Annotated in this window: 22 protein-coding genes and 1 tRNA gene; 13 read left to right on the top strand and 10 right to left on the bottom strand. The window is 72.3% G+C overall.

Features of this window, described 5'->3' with window-relative positions; all coding sequences use genetic code 11:
• Positions 1 to 65: 65 nt before the first annotated feature.
• A complete protein-coding gene (locus BSB02_RS40655; protein ID WP_158088682.1) occupies positions 66 to 221 on the bottom strand; it encodes a hypothetical protein in 156 nt (51 codons plus the stop codon).
• Between the two features lie 175 nt (positions 222 to 396).
• Here BSB02_RS40655 and BSB02_RS20195 point away from each other — a divergent pair, with 175 nt between their 5' ends.
• The 3 genes from BSB02_RS20195 to BSB02_RS20185 all read left to right on the top strand — a co-directional run bounded on the left by BSB02_RS20195 (position 397) and on the right by BSB02_RS20185 (position 2,905).
• Positions 397 to 1,191: a thioesterase family protein gene (locus tag BSB02_RS20195; protein WP_084960637.1), complete on the top strand. Its 795-nt coding sequence runs from the start codon at positions 397 to 399 to the stop codon at positions 1,189 to 1,191.
• Between the two features lie 62 nt (positions 1,192 to 1,253).
• The gene (gene murI / locus BSB02_RS20190) at positions 1,254 to 2,156 is read left to right on the top strand and encodes a glutamate racemase (protein ID WP_084960635.1); all 903 of its coding nucleotides are present in this window, start codon (positions 1,254 to 1,256) and stop codon (positions 2,154 to 2,156) included.
• Positions 2,153 to 2,905 (top strand): MBL fold metallo-hydrolase, encoded by a 753-nt coding sequence (locus BSB02_RS20185; protein WP_084960633.1) that lies wholly within the window; start codon positions 2,153 to 2,155, stop codon positions 2,903 to 2,905. The genes murI and BSB02_RS20185 overlap by 4 nt, the downstream gene beginning before the upstream one ends.
• On the opposite strand, the gene BSB02_RS20180 is transcribed toward BSB02_RS20185, so the two are convergent.
• The gene (locus BSB02_RS20180; RefSeq protein WP_158088681.1) at positions 2,890 to 4,125 is read right to left on the bottom strand and encodes an MFS transporter; all 1,236 of its coding nucleotides are present in this window, start codon (positions 4,123 to 4,125) and stop codon (positions 2,890 to 2,892) included. The two genes, BSB02_RS20185 and BSB02_RS20180, sit on opposite strands and share 16 nt — an antisense overlap.
• 58 nt (positions 4,126 to 4,183) lie before the next feature.
• Between BSB02_RS20180 and rph the strand changes: the two genes are divergently transcribed.
• The 5 genes from rph (at position 4,184) to BSB02_RS20150 (ending at position 8,757) form a co-directional block, all read left to right on the top strand.
• Entirely contained in the window at positions 4,184 to 4,903 is a 720-nt protein-coding gene (gene rph, locus BSB02_RS20175; RefSeq protein ID WP_084961139.1) for a ribonuclease PH, read from the top strand.
• 4 nt (positions 4,904 to 4,907) lie between these two features.
• Complete coding sequence (gene rdgB, locus BSB02_RS20170; protein WP_084960629.1) at positions 4,908 to 5,498, top strand: RdgB/HAM1 family non-canonical purine NTP pyrophosphatase; 591 nt, start codon at positions 4,908 to 4,910, stop codon at positions 5,496 to 5,498.
• 101 nt (positions 5,499 to 5,599) lie between these two features.
• Positions 5,600 to 7,372, top strand: coding sequence for a molybdopterin-dependent oxidoreductase (locus tag BSB02_RS20165; RefSeq protein ID WP_240506544.1), 1,773 nt, complete (start codon positions 5,600 to 5,602; stop codon positions 7,370 to 7,372).
• A 141-nt stretch (positions 7,373 to 7,513) separates the two neighbouring features.
• Positions 7,514 to 8,494 carry a toxin glutamine deamidase domain-containing protein gene (locus tag BSB02_RS42365; RefSeq protein ID WP_240506543.1) on the top strand — a complete coding sequence of 327 codons (981 nt, stop codon included), beginning with the start codon at positions 7,514 to 7,516 and terminating at the stop codon, positions 8,492 to 8,494.
• On the top strand, positions 8,491 to 8,757 hold the full coding sequence (locus BSB02_RS20150) for a hypothetical protein (protein ID WP_240506542.1): 267 nt from the start codon (positions 8,491 to 8,493) through the stop codon (positions 8,755 to 8,757). The genes BSB02_RS42365 and BSB02_RS20150 overlap by 4 nt, the downstream gene beginning before the upstream one ends.
• Positions 8,758 to 8,848: 91 nt before the next feature.
• Here BSB02_RS20150 and BSB02_RS20145 read toward each other — a convergent pair whose 3' ends face one another.
• From BSB02_RS20145 to bcp, 7 genes are all read right to left on the bottom strand, one after another.
• Positions 8,849 to 11,335 carry an ABC transporter permease gene (locus BSB02_RS20145; RefSeq protein ID WP_084960619.1) on the bottom strand — a complete coding sequence of 829 codons (2,487 nt, stop codon included), beginning with the start codon at positions 11,333 to 11,335 and terminating at the stop codon, positions 8,849 to 8,851.
• Positions 11,329 to 12,090: an ABC transporter ATP-binding protein gene (locus BSB02_RS20140; RefSeq protein WP_143590924.1), complete on the bottom strand. Its 762-nt coding sequence runs from the start codon at positions 12,088 to 12,090 to the stop codon at positions 11,329 to 11,331. Before BSB02_RS20140 ends, BSB02_RS20145 begins: the two co-directional genes overlap by 7 nt.
• Positions 12,091 to 12,201: 111 nt before the next feature.
• Positions 12,202 to 12,834, bottom strand: a complete 633-nt coding sequence (locus BSB02_RS20135) for a response regulator (RefSeq protein WP_084961135.1) — start codon at positions 12,832 to 12,834, stop codon at positions 12,202 to 12,204.
• 110 nt (positions 12,835 to 12,944) lie between these two features.
• On the bottom strand, positions 12,945 to 14,114 hold the full coding sequence (locus tag BSB02_RS20130; RefSeq protein WP_084960617.1) for a sensor histidine kinase: 1,170 nt from the start codon (positions 14,112 to 14,114) through the stop codon (positions 12,945 to 12,947).
• Between the two features lie 240 nt (positions 14,115 to 14,354).
• A tRNA-Leu gene (locus BSB02_RS20125) sits at positions 14,355 to 14,427 on the bottom strand.
• Entirely contained in the window at positions 14,418 to 14,570 is a 153-nt protein-coding gene (locus tag BSB02_RS43620; RefSeq protein ID WP_420855874.1) for an HNH endonuclease, read from the bottom strand. The genes BSB02_RS20125 and BSB02_RS43620 overlap by 10 nt, the downstream gene beginning before the upstream one ends.
• 257 nt (positions 14,571 to 14,827) lie before the next feature.
• A complete protein-coding gene (gene bcp, locus BSB02_RS20115; RefSeq protein ID WP_084960615.1) occupies positions 14,828 to 15,301 on the bottom strand; it encodes a thioredoxin-dependent thiol peroxidase in 474 nt (157 codons plus the stop codon).
• A gap of 97 nt (positions 15,302 to 15,398) precedes the next feature.
• Here bcp and BSB02_RS20110 point away from each other — a divergent pair, with 97 nt between their 5' ends.
• Complete coding sequence (locus BSB02_RS20110; RefSeq protein ID WP_084960613.1) at positions 15,399 to 15,725, top strand: DUF3618 domain-containing protein; 327 nt, start codon at positions 15,399 to 15,401, stop codon at positions 15,723 to 15,725.
• Positions 15,726 to 15,729: 4 nt separating this feature from the next.
• On the opposite strand, the gene BSB02_RS20105 is transcribed toward BSB02_RS20110, so the two are convergent.
• Positions 15,730 to 16,911 carry an amino acid deaminase/aldolase gene (locus BSB02_RS20105; RefSeq protein ID WP_084960611.1) on the bottom strand — a complete coding sequence of 394 codons (1,182 nt, stop codon included), beginning with the start codon at positions 16,909 to 16,911 and terminating at the stop codon, positions 15,730 to 15,732.
• A 247-nt stretch (positions 16,912 to 17,158) separates the two neighbouring features.
• Here BSB02_RS20105 and BSB02_RS20100 point away from each other — a divergent pair, with 247 nt between their 5' ends.
• From BSB02_RS20100 to BSB02_RS20085, 4 genes are read left to right on the top strand one after another with little or no spacing between them, the layout of a single operon-like run.
• Positions 17,159 to 17,647: a DUF6286 domain-containing protein gene (locus BSB02_RS20100; RefSeq protein ID WP_143590922.1), complete on the top strand. Its 489-nt coding sequence runs from the start codon at positions 17,159 to 17,161 to the stop codon at positions 17,645 to 17,647.
• Entirely contained in the window at positions 17,648 to 18,136 is a 489-nt protein-coding gene (locus tag BSB02_RS20095; RefSeq protein WP_084960607.1) for a hypothetical protein, read from the top strand.
• Positions 18,137 to 18,155: 19 nt separating this feature from the next.
• The gene (locus BSB02_RS20090; protein ID WP_143590920.1) at positions 18,156 to 19,961 is read left to right on the top strand and encodes a hypothetical protein; all 1,806 of its coding nucleotides are present in this window, start codon (positions 18,156 to 18,158) and stop codon (positions 19,959 to 19,961) included.
• Complete coding sequence (locus tag BSB02_RS20085) at positions 19,962 to 20,762, top strand: alpha/beta fold hydrolase (RefSeq protein WP_084960603.1); 801 nt, start codon at positions 19,962 to 19,964, stop codon at positions 20,760 to 20,762.
• The last annotated feature ends 29 nt before the right edge of the window (positions 20,763 to 20,791 follow it).

The following is a 20,791-nucleotide window of genomic DNA, read 5'->3' as shown; positions in this document are numbered from 1 at the left end:
CACAATGTGGACTTTTAGACCACACAGAAGCTATCTGATGTTGCTTTACTCAGGCTTGCAACCGGCTAGACACGAGGCAATTGCTTGCGCGCGGCCTTGAGGTGGACCTCGCCCGAGCCGTAGTCCTCCACGCTCTCCCAGGGCACGAAGGTGCAGCCCGCGGACACCGGCAGGCCCATCACCGTGTGGCAGCGCACGCCGGTGTCCCGGCTCCTGATCACCCGCACGTCCACGACGTGGCCGGCCCAGACCCCGTGCGCGTCCCAGACCGACTGACCTCTGAGCTCGGAAACCCCCGTCGTGATCCAGACTGTGTCACGTTTACGCAGGTAGACAGGTTGATGACCCGATGCCGTAGAGTATGTCTTTACTAGAACATAATTCGGGAGTGCGTGAATGACGAAGTTCGACGAGGCGACGCAGGCGATCAGGGTCGACGAGACCACCTACGACGTGTGCCTCGATCCCGGTTACGCCATCGGCGGGCCGCTCAACGGCGGCTACCTCATGGCCGTGCTGCTGCGGGCGGTCGTGGACGCCTCGCCGCACGAGCACCCGGTGAGCACCACGGTGCAGTTCCTCAAGGCCCCCGCCCCGGGCCCGGCCCGGGTCCACGTGGAGCAGCTCAAAGCCGGCAGGACCGCTGCCTTCACCCGGGCCACCCTGGTCAGGGACGGCGTCGCCCACCTGGAGGCCCTGGTCACCACGGCCACCCTGCCGACCGCCTCCAGCGTGTCGTACTCCGGCCGCCCGCCGCTGGCCATGCCGCCGCTGGAGCGGTGCCGCAGGCTGCCCGACCCCAAGCCGGAGTCGGGCATGACGCTGAACGCCCAGATGGAGCTCTTCTTCGACCCGCCCACCATCGGCTGGCTGACCGGCGAGCCCACCGGGCGGCCGGAGAGCCGCGCGTACTTCCGGATGGCCGAGCCGCAGGACCCCGACCCGTTCGTCCTCGCGCTGGCGGTCGACGCGCTGCCGCCCGTGGTGTTCTCGGCGGGCGCGCGCGGCTGGGCCCCCACGGTCGACCTCACCTGGCACCTGCGCGCCCTGCCCGCGCCCGGCTGGCTCACCCTGTACGGCAGCGGCCGCCTGGTGGCCGACGGGTGGTTCGACGAGGAGGTGGAGGTGTGGGACTCGGAGGGCAAGCTGGTGGCCCAGTCGCGCCAGCTGGCTCGCGTGGGGCGTGGGTGACGCATAGCACTATGAGGATTCTTACGCTGATCGAGGTGCGCGCCTGCCCTACCCTCTGAGCTGTGCAGGACGCGAGCATCGGAATCTTCGACAGTGGGGTGGGCGGGCTGACGGTCGCCCGGGCGATCATCGACCAGCTGCCCTGCGAGTCCGTCACCTACGTGGCGGACACCGCACGCCAGCCGTACGGGCCCAAACGCATCGCCGAGGTCCGCGCCTACGCCTTGGAGGTGATGGACCACCTGGTCGACAGCGGCGTCAAGCTGCTCGTGATCGCCTGCAACACGGCCAGCTCGGCGGTCCTGCGCGACGCCCGCGAGCGCTACGACGTGCCGGTCGTCGAGGTCATCCAGCCCGCCGCGCGCCGCGCGGTGCGCGCCACCCGCAACGGCCGGGTCGGCGTCCTGGCCACCCGCGCCACGATCGAGTCGATGGCCTACCACGACGCCTTCGCCGCCGCCCCCGACGTCCAGCTCACCGGCGTGGCCGCCCCGCGCCTGGTGGAGTACGTCGAGCGCGGGGAGACGATGAGCGAGGAGCTGATCGAGATCCTGCGCGGCTACCTCACGCCCATCCAGGAGGCCGGGTGCGACACGCTCATCCTCGGCTGCACGCACTATCCGCTGCTCGCGGGCGCGATCTCCTACGTCGCGGGCGACGGCGTCACGCTGGTCTCCAGCGCCGACGAGACGGCCAAGGACGTCTACCGGGTCCTCCACGACCGCGGCCTGGCGGCCGGCGGCGACGCCACCCCCCGTCACCGCTTCCGCGCCACCGGCGACTCCACCCTGTTCGCCGAGCTGGGACGGCGATTCCTGGGCCCGGAGATCGAGGCGGTCGAGCTCGCTCCCGTGACGGATCCGCAGCGCAGCGAGGACACAAGCGAGGACATCCGTCACGGGCTCCCCGAGCGGAGCTCGGCAATCAGCACGGGGGGTATGACCGTGAATGGGAGGCCCTCATGAAGGTGACCATCGTCGGCTGCTCGGGCAGCTTCCCGGGCCCGGACAGCCCCGCGTCGTGCTACCTGGTGGAGGCCGAGGGCTACCGCATGCTCCTCGACTTCGGCAGCGGCTCGCTCGGCGCGCTCCAGCGCCACATCGGCCTGTACGACGTGGACGCCGTCTTCCTCACCCACCTGCACGCCGACCACTGCCTGGACATGTGCGGCTACCACGTGGCCAGGACGTACGGCCCGGCCGCGCCGTATCCGAGGATCCCCGTCTTCGCCCCGGCCGACGCGCCCGCCAGGCTCGCCGCGGCCTACGGCATGCCGGACGAGCCCGGCATGGAGACCGCCTTCGACTTCGTCCGGCTCTCGCCCGGCACCTTCCAGGCCGGCCCGTTCACGGTCACCGCGGGCCTGGTCAACCACCCGGTCGAGGCGTACGGCTTCCGCGTCTCCCACGACGGGCACGTCCTGGCGTACTCGGGCGACACCGGCGAGTCGGAGGAGCTGGTGAAGCTGGCCGACGGCGCCGACCTGATGCTGTGCGAGGCCTCGTTCCTGGACAGGCCCGACCTGCCGACCGACCTGCACATGTCGGGCCGTCAGGCGGCCCAGCACGCGGCGCGCGCCGGGGTGGGCCGGCTCGTGCTGACCCACCTGGTGCCCTGGCACGACAACGCCAGGATCCTCGACGACGCCTCGCGGGGCGGCTTCGCCGGACCGGTCGAGCTGGCCCGCAGCGGCGCCGTCTACGACCTGTCCTGAGCCAGCTCGAAGTCGCGCATCCGCACGATGGGCGACTTCAGGATGGGCAGCGCGGACAGCACCTTGCCGGTCATCAGCACCCACAGGGCGCCCCGGACGGTCAGATGGGTGGCCAGCAGGCCGGCGAGTAGCCCGCCCAGCGGCACCATGCCCCAGGTGACGAACTGGTGGGCGGCGTTGACGCGGCCGAGCAGGTGGGAGGGCGTGACGCTCTGGCGGTAGCTGAGCGCGCCCACGCCGAACAGGGACATGCCGAAGGTGATCACTGCGGACGTGATGACGTAGAAGCTGACCCGCCAGTCCGCCTGGGTCATGGGCAGCAGGAGCGCGAAGGGCGAGGTGACCAGCAGCGGCACCCACGAGACGCGGGCCACGCCGTACCGGTCGATCAGCCTCCTGGCCAGCATCCCCGACGACACCCCGCCGATGCCGCCGCCGACCAGCACCAGGCCGATCACGGCCGGCTCCAGCCCGACGTCCTCGGCCAGGAACAGGACGCCGAGCGCGAGGACGCCGCTGACGAACAGCGTGGTGGAAGCGTTTACCACCAGGTTGATGCGCATGATGCGGTCGCGGGAGACGAACGTCACGCCCTCCACGACGTCGTGGACGAGCCCCCGGCTCACGCGCTCGGACCGGGGGTCGGGCGCCTTGATCCGCGACAGCGCGACAGCGGAGCCGAGCGCCGACAGCGCCGTCACCAGCATCGTCAGCGGCGCCCCGATGAGCTGGACGATCGCGCCGCCGACCGAGGGCCCGCCGCCGAAGCCCGCGCTCCGCACTATCTGGAGCTTGGCGTTGCCGTCGGGGAGCTGCTCCCTGCTGACCAGGCCGGGCAGGTAGGTCTGGTCGGCGACGTCGTTGAAGACCTGGGCGCAGCCGGCCAGCAGCGCTATGCCGTACAGGATCGGCATGGTCAGCAGCTGCTGGAGGGCCAGCACCGGGATCGCGGCGAGCAGGAAGAAGCGGATCGTGTCGGTGACGATCATGACGCGGCGGCGGCGCAGGCGGTCGACCCAGACGCCGGCGGGCAGGCCGATCAGCAGGTTCGCCGCGTTCTGTAAGGCGGCGAGCAGCCCGACCTCGAAGGGGGAGGCATGGAGTGACAACACGGCGACGAGGGGCAGGGCCACCCTCGCCACGTTGGCTCCTGTCTCGTTCAGTATGTGGGAGGTCAGGAAGAGGCGGAAATCGGGGTTCCGCAACACCCCCGTTGTCATTGTGTAAGGATCCCTGTGCGAGTACGGGTCGGTCAAGACCACAGATAGGCTTCTCTGCATGTCTCGACAGGATGGCCGCGCTCCCGACCAGCTACGCCCTATCACCATCACCCGCGGATGGCTGGCCCACGCCGAGGGTTCCGTGCTGGTGGAGTTCGGCGGCACCAAGGTGCTGTGCGCGGCCTCCGTCACCGACAGCGTGCCGCGCTGGCGCAAGGGCAGCGGCCTGGGCTGGGTCACGGCCGAGTACGCGATGCTGCCCCGCGCCACCAACACCCGCAACGACCGCGAGTCGGTCAAGGGCCGGATCGGCGGGCGCACCCACGAGATCTCCCGGCTGATCGGCCGCTCGCTGCGGCCGTGCGTCGACCTCAAGGCGCTGGGGGAGAACTCGATCGTGCTCGACTGCGACGTGCTGCAGGCCGACGGCGGCACGCGGACGGCCGCGATCACCGGCGCCTACGTCGCCCTGGCCGACGCCGTGGCATGGATGCGCGGGCAGCGGCTGTGCCCGGGGGACCCGCTGGTGGAGTCGGTGTCGGCCGTCTCGGTGGGAATCGTCGACGGGGTGCCGATGCTGGACCTGTGCTACGTCGAGGACGTGGCGGCCCAGACGGACATGAACGTGGTGATGACGGGCTCGGGGACGTTCGTCGAGGTGCAGGGCACGGCCGAGGGCGTGCCGTTCGACCGCGGCACCCTCGACCGGCTGCTCGACCTCGCCGTGGCCGGCTGCGCCCGGCTGGCCGAGCTGCAGAAGGAAGCGCTGGGGCGGTAAGACCATGAGAATCGTGCTCGCTACGCGGAACCAAGGCAAGATCGTGGAGCTGCGGCGGATCCTCACGGGGTTCGACATCGTCGGGCTCGAGGAGTTCCCGCACATCGGCGAGGTGGCCGAGACCGGGCTCACCTTCGCGGAGAACGCGCTGCTCAAGGCCCACGCGGTGGCGCGCGGCTCCGGCCTGCCCGCGGTCGCCGACGACTCGGGGCTGTGCGTCGACGCGCTGAACGGCATGCCGGGGGTGTTCTCGGCGCGCTGGTCGGGCAAGCACGGCGACGACAAGGCGAACCTCGACCTGCTGCTGGCCCAGGTGTCCGACGTGCCCGCCGGGCGGCGGGGCGCGCACTTCGCGTGCGCGGCGGCCCTGGCGCTGCCGTCGGGGGAGGAGCGGGTCGTGGAGGGCTCGCTGGCCGGGCACATCGTCTTCGAGCCGAGGGGCGCCAACGGGTTCGGGTACGACCCGATCTTCGTGCCGGAGGGGGAGACGCGGACCACGGCCGAGATGTCGGCCGAGGAGAAGGACGCCATCAGCCACCGGGGGCGGGCCTTCCGGGCGCTGGCGCCGATCGTCCGCGAGCTGCTGCCGACGTAGCGCCGGGCGGGTTTTCCCCAGGCAGGGCGCCGGAGCCGGCGTTGTCCACAGGTAATCGGTGCGTAAGGTCCGGCGGTCGCCTGCGGGCGTAGCGTCGAACCGTGCGAGACGAACAGGGTGTGCCCGGCTGGGCGGGCGCGCTGGGGGGACTGGTGGCCGGCGGCGTCGCGCTCGGCGTGGCGCAGCTGGTGGCCGGGGTGACCAAGCCCGAGGCGTTCCCGGTGGTCGCCGTGGGCAACGCCGTGGTGGATCTCACGCCCGCCCCGCTCAAGGAGTGGGCGATCAGGACCTTCGGCGAGAGCGACAAGGCCGCGCTGGTGGGCGGCGTCTTCGTGGCGCTGGTGGCGGTCGCGGCCGGGATCGGGGCGCTCGCCAGGCGGTCGGCCGCCGTGGGGCGCGCGGGCTTCGCGGCGGTGGGGCTCGTGGGCCTGGCGGCCGTGGTGACCCGGCCGGGCGCGGGCCTGCTGGATGTGGCGCCGGTGCTGGTGGGCGTGGCGGCCGGCATGTGGACGCTGGAGTGGTTGCTTCGCCGTGCCGGTGCGCGGGCGGAAGGGGGGCCTGCCCGCCGCACCGGCGAAGCGGGGCCTCTGGCCGGTACGGCTGCCGCGCCGCCGCGGCCCTCCGACGATGTGGGCGCTCCGGCCGAGACAGAGGGCTCGGGGCGGCCGGCCGGGATCGCGCGCTCGGGCGAAACGGTCGTGCGCGCCCCGCAGGCGGGCCCGGCGGCGAACCCCGCGGCGAACCCGGAGGTGAGGGAGCGGGCGGAGCGGCCGGCGGTCATGCGGTCCTCCGAGGACGGCCGGCCCGTCTTCAACCGGAGGGGGCTCCTGGTGGGCGCGGCCGGGGGCGTCGTGGCAGCCGGGGCGTCGGCCGCGCTGGGGCGCATGCTGTCCGCCGGGCGCGAGGCCGAGACCGCGAGGGTGGCCGTGTCCCTGCCGAGACCGGCGAGGGCGGCCGGGCCGCTCCCCGCCGGAGTGGACTTCCGCATCCCCGGCCTGTCGCCGTTCGTCACCAGCAACCGCGACTTCTACAGGGTCGACACCGCCCTCCTCGTCCCGAGGGTCGAGCCGCGCGAGTGGACCCTGCGCATCCACGGCCTGGTCGACAGGCCCGTCGAGCTCACCTACGCCGACCTCCTCCGCCGCCCGCTGATGGAAGCCGACGTCACCCTCACGTGCGTGTCGAACGAGGTGGGCGGCCCGTATGTCGGCAACGCCCGCTGGCTCGGCGTCCGCATGGCCGACGTCCTGCGCGAGGCCGGCATCAGGAGCGAGGCGGACATGCTGCTGTCGACCTCCCACGACGGCTGGACCTGCGGCACGCCGGTCGACGTGGTGATGGACGGCAGGAACGCCCTGTTCGCGATCGCGATGAACGGCGAGCCGCTGCCGCTCGACCACGGCTTCCCGGTCCGCCAGGTGGTGCCCGGGCTCTACGGCTACGTCTCGGCCACCAAGTGGGTGGTGGACATCAAGGTGACCCGGTTCGACCAGGACGAGGCGTACTGGACGCCGCGCGGCTGGGCGGCCAGGGCGCCGATCAAGACCCAGTCGCGGATCGACGTCCCGCGCAACGGCGCTTCGGTGCCGCCGGGCCGTACCAAAGTGGCGGGGGTGGCGTGGGCGCAGCACACCGGGATCGCGGCTGTCGAGGTCCGGATCGACGGGGGCGCGTGGCGGCAGGCCGCGCTGGCGGAGGTGCCGGGGCCCGACACGTGGCGGCAGTGGGCGCTGGACTGGGACGCCGCTCCCGGGGAGCACGTCATCGAGGTCCGTGCGACGGACGCGGCGGGCCGCACCCAGCCCGAGCAGCGCACCAGCCCGGCGCCCGACGGCGCGACCGGCTGGCACTCGGTGACCGTGCGGGTGGGCTGAGGCGCTCTCTCGGGAACGCCTGCCCGGGAATGCCGCATATCGGCCGCTTGCGGGCATCCGCGACGCCGTTGCGCGGAGGGCCTGGAGTCACCGGTCGCGTTCGCCGGACCGGCGGGAGGCGCAACCCTTACCATCGGGTGCGTGTTTCGCGACCGCAGGCCATCCGAGGGGAGCTACAACCCCGTGGTGGCCGATGGGGTGCGCTGGCTCGACTACGAGCTGGCCGCCGAGGCGTGCCGCGATCCGGATTCCGGCGAGCTTGACGAGCGGTCACGTGACGAGCAGTCGCCCGAAGAGCGGCCGCATGGCGAGGGGCCGCATGGCGAGCGGCCGCATGGCGAGGGGCCGCTTGGGGAGCGGCCGCACGAAGAGCCGCACGAAGAGCCGCGCCAAGAGCGGCCACTTGATGAGCGGCTGTTTGACGAGCGGTCCAGCGGCCTTGGCGATCTCCCGGCCGAGTGCGGCGAGCCGCTGAAGGGTCACGGTGGCGCGCGGACCGGGGATGACTGGTTCGACAGGGCGGAGCGGCCGCCGAGGCTCGCGGACTGCAGGCCGTACGGGATGCCCGGCGGTCTCGCCCGGCCCGACCCGCAGGCCGAGGAGGACCTCGCCAGGGCCGTGGCGGGGCAGGGCCGGTTCCCCGACCCGCGAGGCGCCTGGATCAGGCTGGTCAACGCCGGCGGGCCCGAGGAGGACCCGTTCCGCGCCGGCAACGCCGCCGACTGCGCGCTCGCGGTGATCTCCACCTGGCACGGCGAGCCCGCGGTGGCCGCCGCGCGGCAGCCCGAGTACGACCGGGTCGGCAGGCCCCTCCTGACCGGCGAGACCGGCGCCGCCGCGAGGATGGAAAGGTGGCTGGGCACGCGCCTGGAGTACGTGGGCGAGGGCCGCCGTGCCTACCCGTCCATCGCGCGCCGCCTCCAGGAGTCCGGGCACGGCGCCTCGGCCGTCCTGGTCGCGCGCTGGCCGACGGGCGGCAGCCACGCCTGGAACGCCGTCAACCACGGCGGCGAGGTGGTCTGGATCGACGCCCAGCGCGGGCACATGGCGGTCGAACCGCTCTATCCCTCGGCGATCGCGGTGTTCTGCGCGATCGTGGACCGGACGGGACAACCGGGATGATGAACGCGGAGCAGGCCAGGGCGGTGGCGGAGGAGTACTTCAACGGCGCGCGACCGGAGCCGGCCGCCGTCGGCCTGCACGCCTTCCCCGGCGGCTACGTCGCCTGGGTGAAGGACGGGCCCCGCGAGGACCCCGCCGAGCCGCCCGGCACGATCGGCGGCGGCTGCGTCGTGATCGACGCCGGGACGGGCGAGGTGTCGATGCGGCCGCTGCTCGACCCGCGTACGACTGCCGAGCAGTGGCCGGGCCCGACACCCCGCTGAGCCGCCACCCACGGGAGCTGCTGCCCCGCGCAGCGAGCCGCTGCTCGTGAGAGTCACCATCCCCGGTGGGACCGTTACCCCGCCTGGACCGTCAGCTCGCCGCCAGCGCTCCCACGATCGACGCCCTGGCCGCCCTGCGGGCGGGCAGCACCGCCGCCAGCACCCCGGCCAGCCCGGACATCGCCACGAAGAGCGCGATCTGGAGCAGCGGCACCTCGAAGGCGGTCTGCGCCATGAGCGTCTGCAGCGCCGCCCAGCCGTACGCCAGGCCGAGCACGACCCCGACGAGCGCGCCGATCAGGCCCAGCACCAGCGCCTCCACCGAGAGCATGCCGCGCAGCTGCGGCCTGGTCAGCCCGAGCGCGCGCAGCAGCGCCGACTCCCGGGTGCGCTCGTGCACCGACAGCGACAGCGTGTTCGCGATGCCCAGCAGCGAGATGAGGATCGCCAGCCCGAGCAGCCCCGTAATGATCTTGAACATCATGTCGAGCGCCTCGTCGAACTCCCCGCGCACCTCCGTCGAGCTCGACACCTGCACCGTCGGGTACGGCTGGGCCGCCGCGTCGACGAGCTCGCGCGCCCGGTCCTCCGGCACGCCGTCCTTGATCTTGACGAAGACCTGGGCGTCGGGGACCTTCCCGAAGTAGCGGTCGAAGGCGTCCTCGGCCAGGGTCACCGGCGGCAGCTCGGAGCTCTGCTCGTCCACGACGGCCACCACGCGCAGCGACACGGTCCCGGCCTTCTTCGTGGTGAGCGGGACGGACTGGCCGACCCGGACGCCGAGCTCCTTGGCCTGGAAGCCGGACAGCACGACCGTGCCCGGTCCCAGCTGGGACAGCGAGCCCGCCTTCAGGGCCGGCTTGACGGGCCCGTGGTAGGTGCCGGCGATCACCGTCCGCTCGCCCGACCTGGCCTCCGCCTCGCGGATCTGCACGACGGAGGCGAACTCCGGCCGGGCCCGCAGCCCCTCCGCGACCGAGCGTGGGATCGCCGACTCGCGCGACTGCGTCATGAGCATGTAGTCGACCGGGAACTGCTTGTCCAGCCGGGCGTCCAGGCTCGCGCGGGCGGAGGCGGTGAGCACCGAGATGAGCGTCATGAGCGTGACGCCGACGGTCAGCGCGACCGTCGTGGTGGCCGCCCGCCTGGGGTTGCGCCCCGAGTTGTCCACGGCCAGCCGGCCCGGCACGCCGAACAGCCGCCGCGGCACCCAGCCGACCGCCGCGCTGAGCGGCTTGACCAGCACCGGGCCGAGGATGAGCACGGCCAGGAAGGTGAGCGCCCCGCCCGCCATGACCGTCAGCAGCGACGTGCGCTCGCCGGGCCGCATCGTGACGCCCCAGGCCGTGACGCCGAGCCCGGCGGCCACGAAGAGCGCGGCGAAGACGGCGCGCAGCACGCCGGTCCTGAACGTCTGCTCCTCCACCTGCGTGCGCAGCGCTGCGACGGGCGCGACGCGGGTGGCGGCGCGGGCCGGCAGGACGGCCGCGGCGACGGTCACGACCAGGCCGATTGCCAGCCCGAGGACGATCGTGCGCATCGACAGCGAGGCCGCGGCGTCGGTGGGCAGCGGCGTGTCCAGGGCGCCGAGGACGGCGAGCGCCAGCGCGCCCAGCCCGTAGCCGACCGCCAGGCCCGCCGCCGAGGAGATCAGGCCGACGACGGCCGACTCCAGCAGGACCGAGCCGAAGACCTGCCCGCGGCCGGCGCCGATGCAGCGCAGCAGCGCCATCTCCTTGGTGCGCTGGGCGACCAGGATGTTGAAGGTGTTGTAGATGACCAGCGCGGCCACCAGCATGGCCACCAGGCCGAACAGCAGCAGCCCCATGGTCAGGAACTCGGTGTCCACCCCGGCCTGCCTGGCCAGGGCGGCGGCCAGCTCCTCGCCGGTCCGCACGGTGGCCTGCGAGCCGAGCGCCCGGGCGAGCGCCGCCTTGAGCGCGGCCGGGTCGGCTCCGGCCACGTCGATCTCGGCGAAGCCCGGCGCGCCGGACAGCCGCAGCGCGGTGGCCGTGGTGAAGCCGACCGCGCCGGTGTAGGCGAGCTCCTGGTCCACGCCGGGGTCGATGAGGCCGACGAGCTTCAGCCGGTGCCTGCCGCCGTCCTTGTCCAGCACGGTGATCGTGTCGCCGACCTTGAGGCCCTGGGCCTTGGCGGTGTTCTCGTCCAGGACGGCCTCGCCGTCGGCGGCGGGAGCCGTACCGCTGGTCACGGTGACGCGGCCCAGCTCGCCGGTGAGCACGTTGACGCCGGTGGTGGGCGAGCTGCCGACGGCCTTGCCGTCCTTGCCCAGCAGGGGTACGGCGGCGCGGACCAGCCCCTGCGCCTCCCGCACGCCCGGGACGGCGCGCACCTTCTCGAGGTCCTTGCGCGAGAGGGTCGCCTCGGGATCCTTGGGCGTCACGGCCACCGCGATCTTGTCCGCCTCGGCGGTGACCTTCTGGGAGAAGCCCGCCTGCATGGTGTCGGTCAGCACGAACGTGCCCGCGATGAAGCCGACGCCCAGCGTGATGGCCAGCGAGGTGAGCAGCAGCCGCAGCTTGTGCGCCCGCAGCCCGGCCAGCGTCGTCTTCAGCACGCCGAGGCCTCCAGCTTCACGAGCGTGTCGAGCACGGACTGCGGGGTGGGCTGGTGCAGCTCGGTGACCAGCGCGCCGTCCCGCAGGAAGATCACGCGGTTGGCGTAGGAGGCGGCCATCGGGTCGTGGGTCACCATGACGATGGTCTGGCCCAGCTCGCGGACGCTGGTCCGCAGGAACGACAGCACCTCCGCGCCGCTGCGCGAGTCGAGGTTGCCGGTCGGCTCGTCGGCGAAGATGACCTGCGGCTTGCTGATCAGCGCCCGGGCCACGGCCACGCGCTGCTGCTGGCCGCCGGACAGCTCGGCCGGCTTGTGCCTGAGCCGGTCCTTCAGCCCCACGGTCTGCACCACCCGCTCGAACAGCACCTCGTCGGCCTGGCGGCCGGCGATCTCCAGCGGGAGGCGGATGTTCTGCTCGGCGGTCAGGGTCGGCAGCAGGTTGAACGCCTGGAAGATGAAGCCGATCCGGTCCCGGCGCAGCCGGGTGAGCTGCTTGTCGCTCAGGCCGGTCAGCTCCACGTCGCCGACGCGGACCGAGCCGCTGGTCACGGTGTCCAGCCCGGCCAGGCAGTGCATCAGCGTGGACTTGCCGGAGCCCGACGGGCCCATGATCGCGGTGAAGTCGCCGGTGGCGAAGGCGACGTCCACCCCGCGCAGCGCGTGCACCCGGGCGTCGCCGGTGCCGTAGACCTTGGTCAGCCCCCTGGCCACCACCGCCGGTGGCGCCTCGCTGCGGGTCTCGATGACAGTCACGTCGGTTCACTCCTCGTCGCGAAGTAACAACGCGACTCAAGCTATCGACGATCTTGAAGCGGATCTTCGGCCTTGCGGACGGATTCCGGCTGCGACCGGCGACTACTCGGGTCAGCCTTTCGGACGAGGGACGACCAGGCCGTGCTCGTAGGCGTAGACCACGGCCTGGGCCCGGTCCCGCAGGCCGAGCTTGGCCAGCACCCGGCCCAGGTGCGTCTTGACGGTGGCCTCCGCCACGTCCAGCCGTGCGGCGATCTCGTGGTTGGCCATGCCGCGCGCCACCAGCAGCAGCACCTCCCGCTCGCGCGCGGTCAGCTCGGCGCCGTCCCGCCGCGGCTCCTCGGGCAGGTAGGAGGCCACGTGGTCCAGCATCCGGCGCAGCGTCCTGGGCGCCACCACCGCGTCGCCCTCGTGAACCGAGCGGATCGCGCTGATCAGGTCGGGGGGCGGGACGTCCTTGAGCAGGAACCCGGACGCGCCCGCCTTGATCGCCGCGAAGGCGTACTCGTCCAGGTCGAACGTCGTGAGGATGAGCACCTTGGCGCCGGTGATGCGCCGGGTCGCCTCCACGCCGTCCATGCGGGGCATGCGCACGTCCATCAGCACGACGTCCACGGCGACGCGCTCCAGCAGGTCCAGGGCCTCCTGGCCGTCGCCCGCCTCGGCGACCACCTCGATGTCGGGCTGGGCGGCCAGCACCATGCGGAAGCCGGTGCGCAGCAGCGCCTGGTCGTCGACGAGCATGACGCGGATCTTCCGGGGAGCGAGCTCGCTCCCGGCCGCGTGACGGCGGTCCTCGAAAGGGTCGGCGCCGCCGGTCACGCGGCGTTCCCCGGCAGACTCGGGGGTGCCGGTCACGCGGCGGTCACCTCCGGGATCGGGAGGCGCGCGTGCACCTCGAAGCCGCCGCCCGGTCTCGGGCCCGCGTGGACGGCTCCGCCGTACACGCCGACCCTCTCCCGCATCCCGATCAGCCCGTGGCCGTCCCGGCCGCGCGGCGCGGCCGCGCCCCTGCCGTCGTCCGTCACGCGGACGCTCACCTCCCGCTCGCCGTACTCGATCTCCACCAGCGCCCGCACGCCCGGGCCGCCGTGTTTGAGCGCGTTCGTCAGCGCCTCCTGCACGATCCGGTACACCACCAGCTGCTCACCCTCCGGCAGGTGCGCGGGCACGCCGGAGACCCGCAGCTCCACCGGCAGGGCCGCGCCCCGCACGAGGTCCTCCAACTGGGCGATGGTGGGCTGCGGCACGTAGTCGGCGTCGGTGTCGTCCTGCCTGAGCACCCCGACCAGCCGGCGCATCTCCGCCAGCGCCTCGCGCCCGGTCCTGGAGATCGCCCGTACGGCGTGGCGGGCCTGCTCGGGGTCGGAGTCCAGCGCGTAGGCGGCCCCGTCGGCCTGCACGATGATCACGCTGACGTTGTGCGCGATCACGTCGTGCAGCTCTCTGGCGATCCGCGCCCGCTCCGCCGCCGCGGCCATCCTCGCCTGCTGGTCGCGCTCGCGCTCGGCCCGCTCGGCCCGCTCCTCCAGGCTCTCCAGGTAGCGGCGGCGCGTCTTGGCGTACAGGCCGGTGATCCAGACGGTCACCACGAAGATCGAGCCGGTGCTGAACTCCCCGAGCGAGGCGGGCTCGAAGCGGGTGAGCGCGAGGAACACGCCCAGCTCGGCGACCAGCAGCGCGGCGACCGCCCACGGCAGCGTGCACCTGGCGGCCACGCCGAACATGGCGACCAGCACGGCGATGTTGGCGGGCACCATGGTCATGCCGGTCAGCCACTGGGCGAAGCTGACCAGCGAGACGACCGCGAACACCGCACGCGGCCGGCCGCGCCGCCACAGCAGCGGCGTCAGCAGGGCGGCCGAGAGGACGACGTAGGCCGGCAGGCCCGGCATCCCCTCAGGCAGCGTGGGATCGGTATAGGCCAGGCTGCCGAGGACGCACAGGAACACCAGCGGCGCCACCTGCAGGGCGTCGATCAGCCAGCCATGCCGCCTTGACCAGGCGTGTACCCTGCCGAACACATCCTCACCATACGTAACCCGGCGCGCGCCCCTCTCCGCCTCGAGGGGGAGGACCGCCTACGACCCTGGTCTTACGCGATCCTTACTCCCCTTGCGGCATCCTCGAAGAGGGGAGTGAGTAAGGGGAGATCGTGACGGTAGATCATGATCGCCGAGTGGGGCCGTGCGGCGAGGAGGAAGCGCCGCACGGCCCTTCGTTTGCCGCCCCGGCGTGAGAGCGAACCGGGCGCGCCTGGATTGTGGGGCCGGTGGGATTCGAACCCACACTGCCAGCCACCTAAAAGCTGTGCCTCTGCCGTTGGGCTACGGCCCCTTGCCCCTGCCCGCGTAATTGCCCGTTTGGGAGTGGCGGTTCGGGCAGAGGAATCGCAGATTCTCCGGGCGGTTGTCCAGCCGGTCGCCGTTGATGTGGTCGACGTGGAGAGTCGGCGGCTTCCCCTGCCAAGTGCCGCCAATCCTACATGCCCCGCATGAGTACGGTACACCCGCCTCTGCCAGGGCCCGGCGGAGGATCGGCGGCTTGGTCCGCTGACCCTGAGTCCGCAGGATGAGGACTTCCTCGTGTCCGAGTCGGTGAGGAGAAGCCTTCCCGCGGCCGTGAGCCCTGCCTACGAAGTGTATTTCTGGTAGCCCATGGCGGGAATTTTATGAGCTGCCGCCGACAATCCTCGTCGCAAGGCGAGATTTTCTAGAATTGGCGAATTGTCGGTAATTCAGGCCAGGCCCAGCTTCTTCTTCAACGCCGCCACGTGGCCGGTCGCCTTCACGTTGTAGAGCGCCAGCTCCACCTTGCCGTCGGCGTCGATGACGAACGTGGACCGGATGACCCCCTCCACCTCCTTGCCGTACAGCTTCTTCAGCCCATAAGCCCCGTACGCCTTGTGCACCTCGAGCGAGGGGTCCGACAGCAGTGGGAAGGTGAGCGCGTCGCGCTCGGCGAACTTGGCCAGCTTGGCCGGGGCGTCCTTCGACACCCCCAGGACGGCGAAGCCCTCGCCGGTCAGCTGGTCGAGGCTGTCGCGGAAGTCGCAGGCCTGCTTGGTGCACCCGGGCGTCATGGCGGCGGGGTAGAAGTAGAGGATGACCCGCCTGCCGCGCAGAGCCTCGAGGCTGACCGTGCCGCCGTCGGCGGTGGGCAGGGCGAAGTCGGGCGCGGCGTCGCCCGGCTGGAGCTTGGTGTCGGTCATGGGTCCAACCTACCGGTGCGGAAACGCGACCCTGTGTCGCCTTCCCGGCGCCGAATTCTGACAGACTGATCGCTCGGGGCGGCGAGAGAGGAGAGCCATGGCTGAGACCGATCCCGACGAGCTGGAGAGGCGGATCGCGCAGACGCGGGCGGAGCTGGCCCGCACCGTCGACGCCATCGCCGACCGGGTGAGCCCGAAGCGGGTGGCCGAGCGGAGCGTGGCCGGCATGAAGCAGCGGGCCGCCGACCTGGTCGGCTCCGTGGGCGACGCGCTGGGCGTACGGCCCAGGCCGGTGCGGTTCGGCGACGACCCCGACCGGCTGTGGGACGACCGGCCCAACCTGGCGCCGGTGCTGATCGGCGTGGGCGCCGTGCTGGCGGTGGGGGCGGCGTTCGTCCTGCTTCGGCGGCGCAGGCGAGGCTAGGCGGCTACAGGAACGTCCGCCCCTCGCCCCGGTAGGTCGGCACGCGGTCCACGACCTCCTCGCCCTCCACGAGGTGGAGGGCGTCGAACCGCTCGCACATCTCCCCCGCCTTGGCGTGCCGGAACCACACCCTGTCGCCGATGCGCAGGTCCTGCGCCGCCTGGCCGAGCAGCGGCGTCTGCACCTCGCCCGCGCCCTCGTCGGGGGAGTAACGCAGGCCCGCGGGCAGGTACGGCTGGGGCAGCCGGGTCGGGCCGGGGGCGCCCGAGGCCAGGTAGCCGCCGCCGAGCACGGTCACGCAGTCCACGCCGGGGCGGCGCACGACCGGCAGGGCGAACAGCGCCGCCGGGCGGCCGGTGAAGCCGCGGTAGAAGTCGAACAGCCGGGGGTGGAAAAGCCCCGAGCCCGCGCCGACCTCGGTGACGGCCTTCTCGCGCACGGTCTTCTCGATCGACCCCGTGCCGCCCCCGTTGACGAACTCCAGGTCGGCGAGCTGGCGGACGGCGTTGACGATGCGGCCCCTGCGGCTGATCAGCTCGCGCCGGGACCGGGCCTGCATCGCCCGGATGGCCCGCGCCAGCATCGCGTTGCCCGGCGGGTCGTCGCCCACGCCGGCGATCTGCGCCTCGTAGGCCAGCAGCCCGACGAGCCTGAGTCCCGGCCGCTTGGCGATGTCGGCGGCCAGGTCGGCGGCCTCTTCGGGCTCGCGGACGGGCGACCGCAGCGCTCCCGCCCGAAATTTCCCGCCAAAGGCCACATATCCAGCGTCGATGTCCAGACATATCCGGATCTCGTGCTGGATCCCGACGTCCGCGATGAAGTCCAGATGCTCCGGCGAGTCCACGGTCACCGTGATCTCGCGGGCCGCCACCGGATCGGCCGTCAGCGCCGCCAGCGCCGCCCGGTCGGCCGTGGGATAGGCCACCAGGATGTCGGTGAACCCGTGCGAGGCCAGCCACAGCGCCTCCGGCAGGGTGAACGCCATGATCCCGCGGAAGCCGTCCATGGCCAGCACCGTCTCCAGCACCTGCCGGGACCGCACCGACTTGCTGGCCACCCGAATCGGCTTGCCGCCCGCCCGCCGTACCATGTCGGCCGCGTTCGCGCGCAGCGCGGCCAGGTCGAGGATGGCGAAGGGCGGCTCGAGCGCGGCCGTGGCCCTGTCGTAGCGCAGGCGGTCGTCCATGGCAGCAGCGTAACCACATATCGCGCCGGTGAATATGAGCAGCTGTCATGTATGTGGCCTCACAGTAAGGATCCGGCAAACGGGCGGCGGGTGCCCGGGTCGCCGCGCCGGGCGAGCGTGTACCAGTGATCGGGTGACAACCACGCTCCAGGAGAGATCGCCGGGCGTCCGCACCGCGAAGAGCGCGCCTCGCCGCTCCGGCGGCCGATCGAGCCGGGTGCTGCGGCCCACACGGACTCCGGCCGGCGTGACCACGGCCCTCACGCTCACCGCCGCGCTGGGCCTGACCGCGGCCGAGGTGATCAGCACGCTGCTGGACGCGCCGCTCGGCTGGGTGCCCGTGGACCGCCTGGTCGAGCTGGCCGCCGAGAGCTCCTGGAAGGAGGCCTCCCTCCCGGCCATGGGGCTGGCCGCCGCCGGAGCGCTGCTCCTGCTGCACGCCGTCCTGCCCGGCCGCTCCAGGCTGGTCCCGCTCGAGACCGGCGACCCTCTCGTCGTCGTGGGCATCACCAGGGCGGGGCTGCGCCGTACGCTGCGGGCGGTCGCGCAGGGCGTGGACGGCGTCGGCAAGGCGAGGGTGCGGCTGCGCGGCCGCCTGATCGAGGTCACCGTGGTCACCGGCAGCGAGTCGCAGGGCTCGCCGCTGCGCAAGGTCGGCACGGCGGTCGGCGACCGGCTCGCGGCGCTGGGCGCCGGCGGCGACGTGGTCGTACGGCTGCGCCGGAAGGGCATCTAGATGCGGCAGTACATCGGCAACCGGATCGGCCTGGCCGTGGTCGGCGGCGTCCTGGCGGGCGTAGGCGGCTATGCGTGGCTGCGCGGCACCCGCATCTCCCCGAACGCCAGGATCCTCCCCCGGCACGTGATCGAGTCGGTGTCCGCCGACCCGTGGAGCCTGTGGGCCGTGGCGCTCGCCATGGTGCTCCTCGCGCTGATCACGCTCCGCTGGCTGCTGCTCGCCCTCGGCTGGGGCCGGTACGGCAGGCGCAACGGCACCGGCACGGCGATGCTGTGCGTGGGGCTGAAGGACGTGGACGGCATCGTCAGGGGCTCGGTGCGGCTGGTCGGCGGCTCCCGCAGGCTGCGCGTCACGCTCACCTGCCGTTCGGCGACCGACGCCGGCGAGGTCGTCAAGCGGCTCAGCCGCGACATCGTGGGCCGGATCCGGCGCGACGTGTGCAAGAACGACACGGGCGCCGTCGTTCGGCTGCACGTACGCAAGTGATCTGAGTAATGTGTGCGCCATGGGGGAGTTAGTGGGAATCAACCCCGAAGGCGCGAAGAAGTTGCTCGCGGCCATGAAGAAGGCCCGCGACGCGCTCAACGGGGACTTGCTGGGCGAGCCGCTCAAGTACGGCCTGCGCGTGGCGCAGAGCGACGCCACGGCGGAGGCCCAGGCCTCACCCAAGCGCTACGGGGACTACGCCGGCATCCTCGACAAGTGGATCAAGGACCTGAACCGGCGCATCGAGATCATCTCCAACATCCCGCCGGCCGGCCTCGGCCATGACGGCAACAAGGTCACGGCCACCATCCCGCTGACCGCGGAGGCCAGGCGGCAGGCGGAGGCCGACGCCAAGGAGCTCGCCGACGCCTGGAAGGAGTACCTGCGCGAGCGCAACAACCCCATGGGCACGCGCTACACGGCCGCCCGCCAGCGCCTGCTCGACGCGCTGAAGAAGTCCGGCGCGCAGGTCCACGATCCCGAGTACGCCGAGATCTACCTCAAGCACCTCGGCGCCGACACGCTCAAGGACATCGTCGACCAGTTCACCGAGTTCGGCCGGCCCGACAACCCCTACGTGACGGGCGGCAACTACGACTACTTCAAGGAGTACCTCGGCGGCCTGTCCATGATGGTGGCCACCGCCGACCGGGCGGGCACGCTGCCCAAGGACGTCCGCGACCGGCTGCTGGAGACCCAGCCGGTCAACCTCGCCGTGTTCATGCGCCTGGCGCCCCACACCCCCCAGCTCCTGGCCGACGCCACCAAGCGGATCCTGAGCCACAGCGGCAGCCCCGTGGGCGACCTGGCCCTGGCGCAGATCATGCACGCGCTCAAGGCCAACCCGCACGCCATGCAGCTGGTGCTCGCCGACCCCGAGGCGGTCAAGAAGCTCACCAGCAGCTCGATCACGCTGCACGACAAGGACTACTTCAAGAACCTCAACGAGGCGCTGAACAACGCCACCAAGCCCGGCGCCGGCGACCCCGCCGCGCTGAAGGCGGCCTGGGCCGGGATCCTGAAGGCGTCCGGCGACGAGCACTGGCGCGGCGACCTCAACAGCCATCCCGAGCTGGCCAGGACGCTGGCCGAGAACTTCAAGCCCTACCTGCGCTGGGCCGCCCACGAGCAGGCCAAGGAGTTCGGCAAGACCTACGAGCTCAACATCCCCGGCCTGCCCAAGGACGCGCTCACCCTCGACGGCGTCTCGCTGGACGACGTCAAGAACTTCATCGGCGCCGTCAGCACCGACGCGCAGGCCCGCGGCATCCTCCTGGCGGAGGCCCAGCGCCTGGCCGCCTCCGGCCAGAGCCGCTTCATGATCACGCCGGAGCGGCTGAAGTCGGGCGACCTGGAGGACCCCGCGTTCCAGGCCGCGCTCGCGCAGGACCAGGCCATGCTCGCACTCATCCTCGGCGGCGTGCAGCGCGCCAAGCTGGACGGCGACGCCCGCCGGGCGGCCAACACCGAGGTGCTCAAGACCCTCGTGGTCGGCTACCTGACCATGCCCTTCAAGGCGTACGGGCCGGTGGTGGACGTGGCCACCAACCCCCTGACCTCCAAGGCCGCCAAGGACCTGGTGGACTGGATCCACGACAAGATGGGCGACACGGAGACCGACCCGGAGGAGTTCTACGAGAAGTTCACCGAGGCCTACCGGGCCGAGGCGCTCGCCTACCTCAAGGAGCAGGCGGCCAAGCTGCCGGAGGGGGAGCGGCCCTCGGAGGCGGACCTCAAGGGCATGGCCAACCAGCTCGTCTTCCAGTTCGAGGCCCAGGGCGGCCGGGCCATGCTCGAGGAGTTCTGGAAGGACGCCAAGAAGTAGATGTTCGTCCGCGTTCTCGGCGGCCCGGCCGAGCGCACGCTGCTCGTCGTCCACGGCGGGCCCGACTGGGACCACAGCTATCTCGTCGAGCCCCTGGCCCGCCTGGCGGGATCGCGGCGGCTGCTCTTCCCCGACCTGCGCGGCTGCGGCAGGTCGCCGGCCGTCGAGCCGCTGACGCCGGACGCCATGGTCGCCGACCTGGCCGAGCTGATCGGCGGCACGCCCGTGGACGTCCTGGGCTTCCCGTACGGCGGGCTGATCGCCCAGCGCCTGGCCATCCAGGCACCCCACCTCGTCCGGCGGCTGATCGTCGCCTCCAGCAGCATCCTGCCCGTCCCGGAGGGCGCCTTCGACGGCTGGGCGGAGTACGAGCGGCGCAGGGCGTCGTGTGAGGACGTCTCCGGCCTGGACGGCGTCGAATGGACGCGGGCCATGGCCTACGCGACCGCGCCGATGAACGTGTGGCGTGCCGAGGCCATGCCGGACTACCTCGACCGGCTCTCACGGATCCGCTTCACCGCCTCCTATCTGGAGCCGTGGCGGTCGGGGCGGCTGCCGTCGCCGCGCTACCCCGACGGGCCCGAACGGCTGGCGGCGCTCGGCCTGCCGGTGCTGGTGCTGCACGGGCGGCAGGACATGACCTTTCCGGTACGGCTGGCAGAGGAGGCGGCCGAGACGCTACCGGGAGTGCGCGCGGTGGTGCTGGACGAAGCCGGGCACATGGCGCACGTCGATCAGCCCGAGCGGTGGCTTGCCGCCGTGTCGGCCTTCCTGGACGAGGGCGTCGTCAGCATTCGATGACGTTGACCGCCAGCCCGCCGCGGGAGGTC

This window comes from Thermoactinospora rubra (assembly GCF_002093975.1).
In the GTDB taxonomy this organism is placed as follows: Bacteria; Actinomycetota; Actinomycetes; order Streptosporangiales; family Streptosporangiaceae; genus Nonomuraea; species Nonomuraea rubra_A.
The sequence above is the reverse complement of the archived record's forward strand: the minus strand, read 5'-3'. Positions and strand labels throughout refer to the sequence as shown.

What these genes read in the sequence shown, in the direction of transcription:
- BSB02_RS20150 (WP_240506542.1), top strand. Translation starts at nt 8,491, where the DNA reads ATGATGAACGCGGAGCAGGCCAGGGCGGTGGCGGAGGAGTACTTCAAC.
- bcp (WP_084960615.1), bottom strand. Translation starts at nt 15,301, where the DNA reads ATGACCGACACCAAGCTCCAGCCGGGCGACGCCGCGCCCGACTTCGCC.
- BSB02_RS20180 (WP_158088681.1), bottom strand. Translation starts at nt 4,125, where the DNA reads ATGACAACGGGGGTGTTGCGGAACCCCGATTTCCGCCTCTTCCTGACC.
- BSB02_RS20090 (WP_143590920.1), top strand. Translation starts at nt 18,156, where the DNA reads ATGGGGGAGTTAGTGGGAATCAACCCCGAAGGCGCGAAGAAGTTGCTC.
- rdgB (WP_084960629.1), top strand. Translation starts at nt 4,908, where the DNA reads ATGAGAATCGTGCTCGCTACGCGGAACCAAGGCAAGATCGTGGAGCTG.
- BSB02_RS20095 (WP_084960607.1), top strand. Translation starts at nt 17,648, where the DNA reads ATGCGGCAGTACATCGGCAACCGGATCGGCCTGGCCGTGGTCGGCGGC.
- BSB02_RS20085 (WP_084960603.1), top strand. Translation starts at nt 19,962, where the DNA reads ATGTTCGTCCGCGTTCTCGGCGGCCCGGCCGAGCGCACGCTGCTCGTC.
- BSB02_RS20105 (WP_084960611.1), bottom strand. Translation starts at nt 16,911, where the DNA reads ATGGACGACCGCCTGCGCTACGACAGGGCCACGGCCGCGCTCGAGCCG.
- BSB02_RS20110 (WP_084960613.1), top strand. Translation starts at nt 15,399, where the DNA reads ATGGCTGAGACCGATCCCGACGAGCTGGAGAGGCGGATCGCGCAGACG.
- rph (WP_084961139.1), top strand. Translation starts at nt 4,184, where the DNA reads ATGTCTCGACAGGATGGCCGCGCTCCCGACCAGCTACGCCCTATCACC.
- BSB02_RS20195 (WP_084960637.1), top strand. Translation starts at nt 397, where the DNA reads ATGACGAAGTTCGACGAGGCGACGCAGGCGATCAGGGTCGACGAGACC.
- BSB02_RS20185 (WP_084960633.1), top strand. Translation starts at nt 2,153, where the DNA reads ATGAAGGTGACCATCGTCGGCTGCTCGGGCAGCTTCCCGGGCCCGGAC.
- BSB02_RS20135 (WP_084961135.1), bottom strand. Translation starts at nt 12,834, where the DNA reads ATGCTCGTCGACGACCAGGCGCTGCTGCGCACCGGCTTCCGCATGGTG.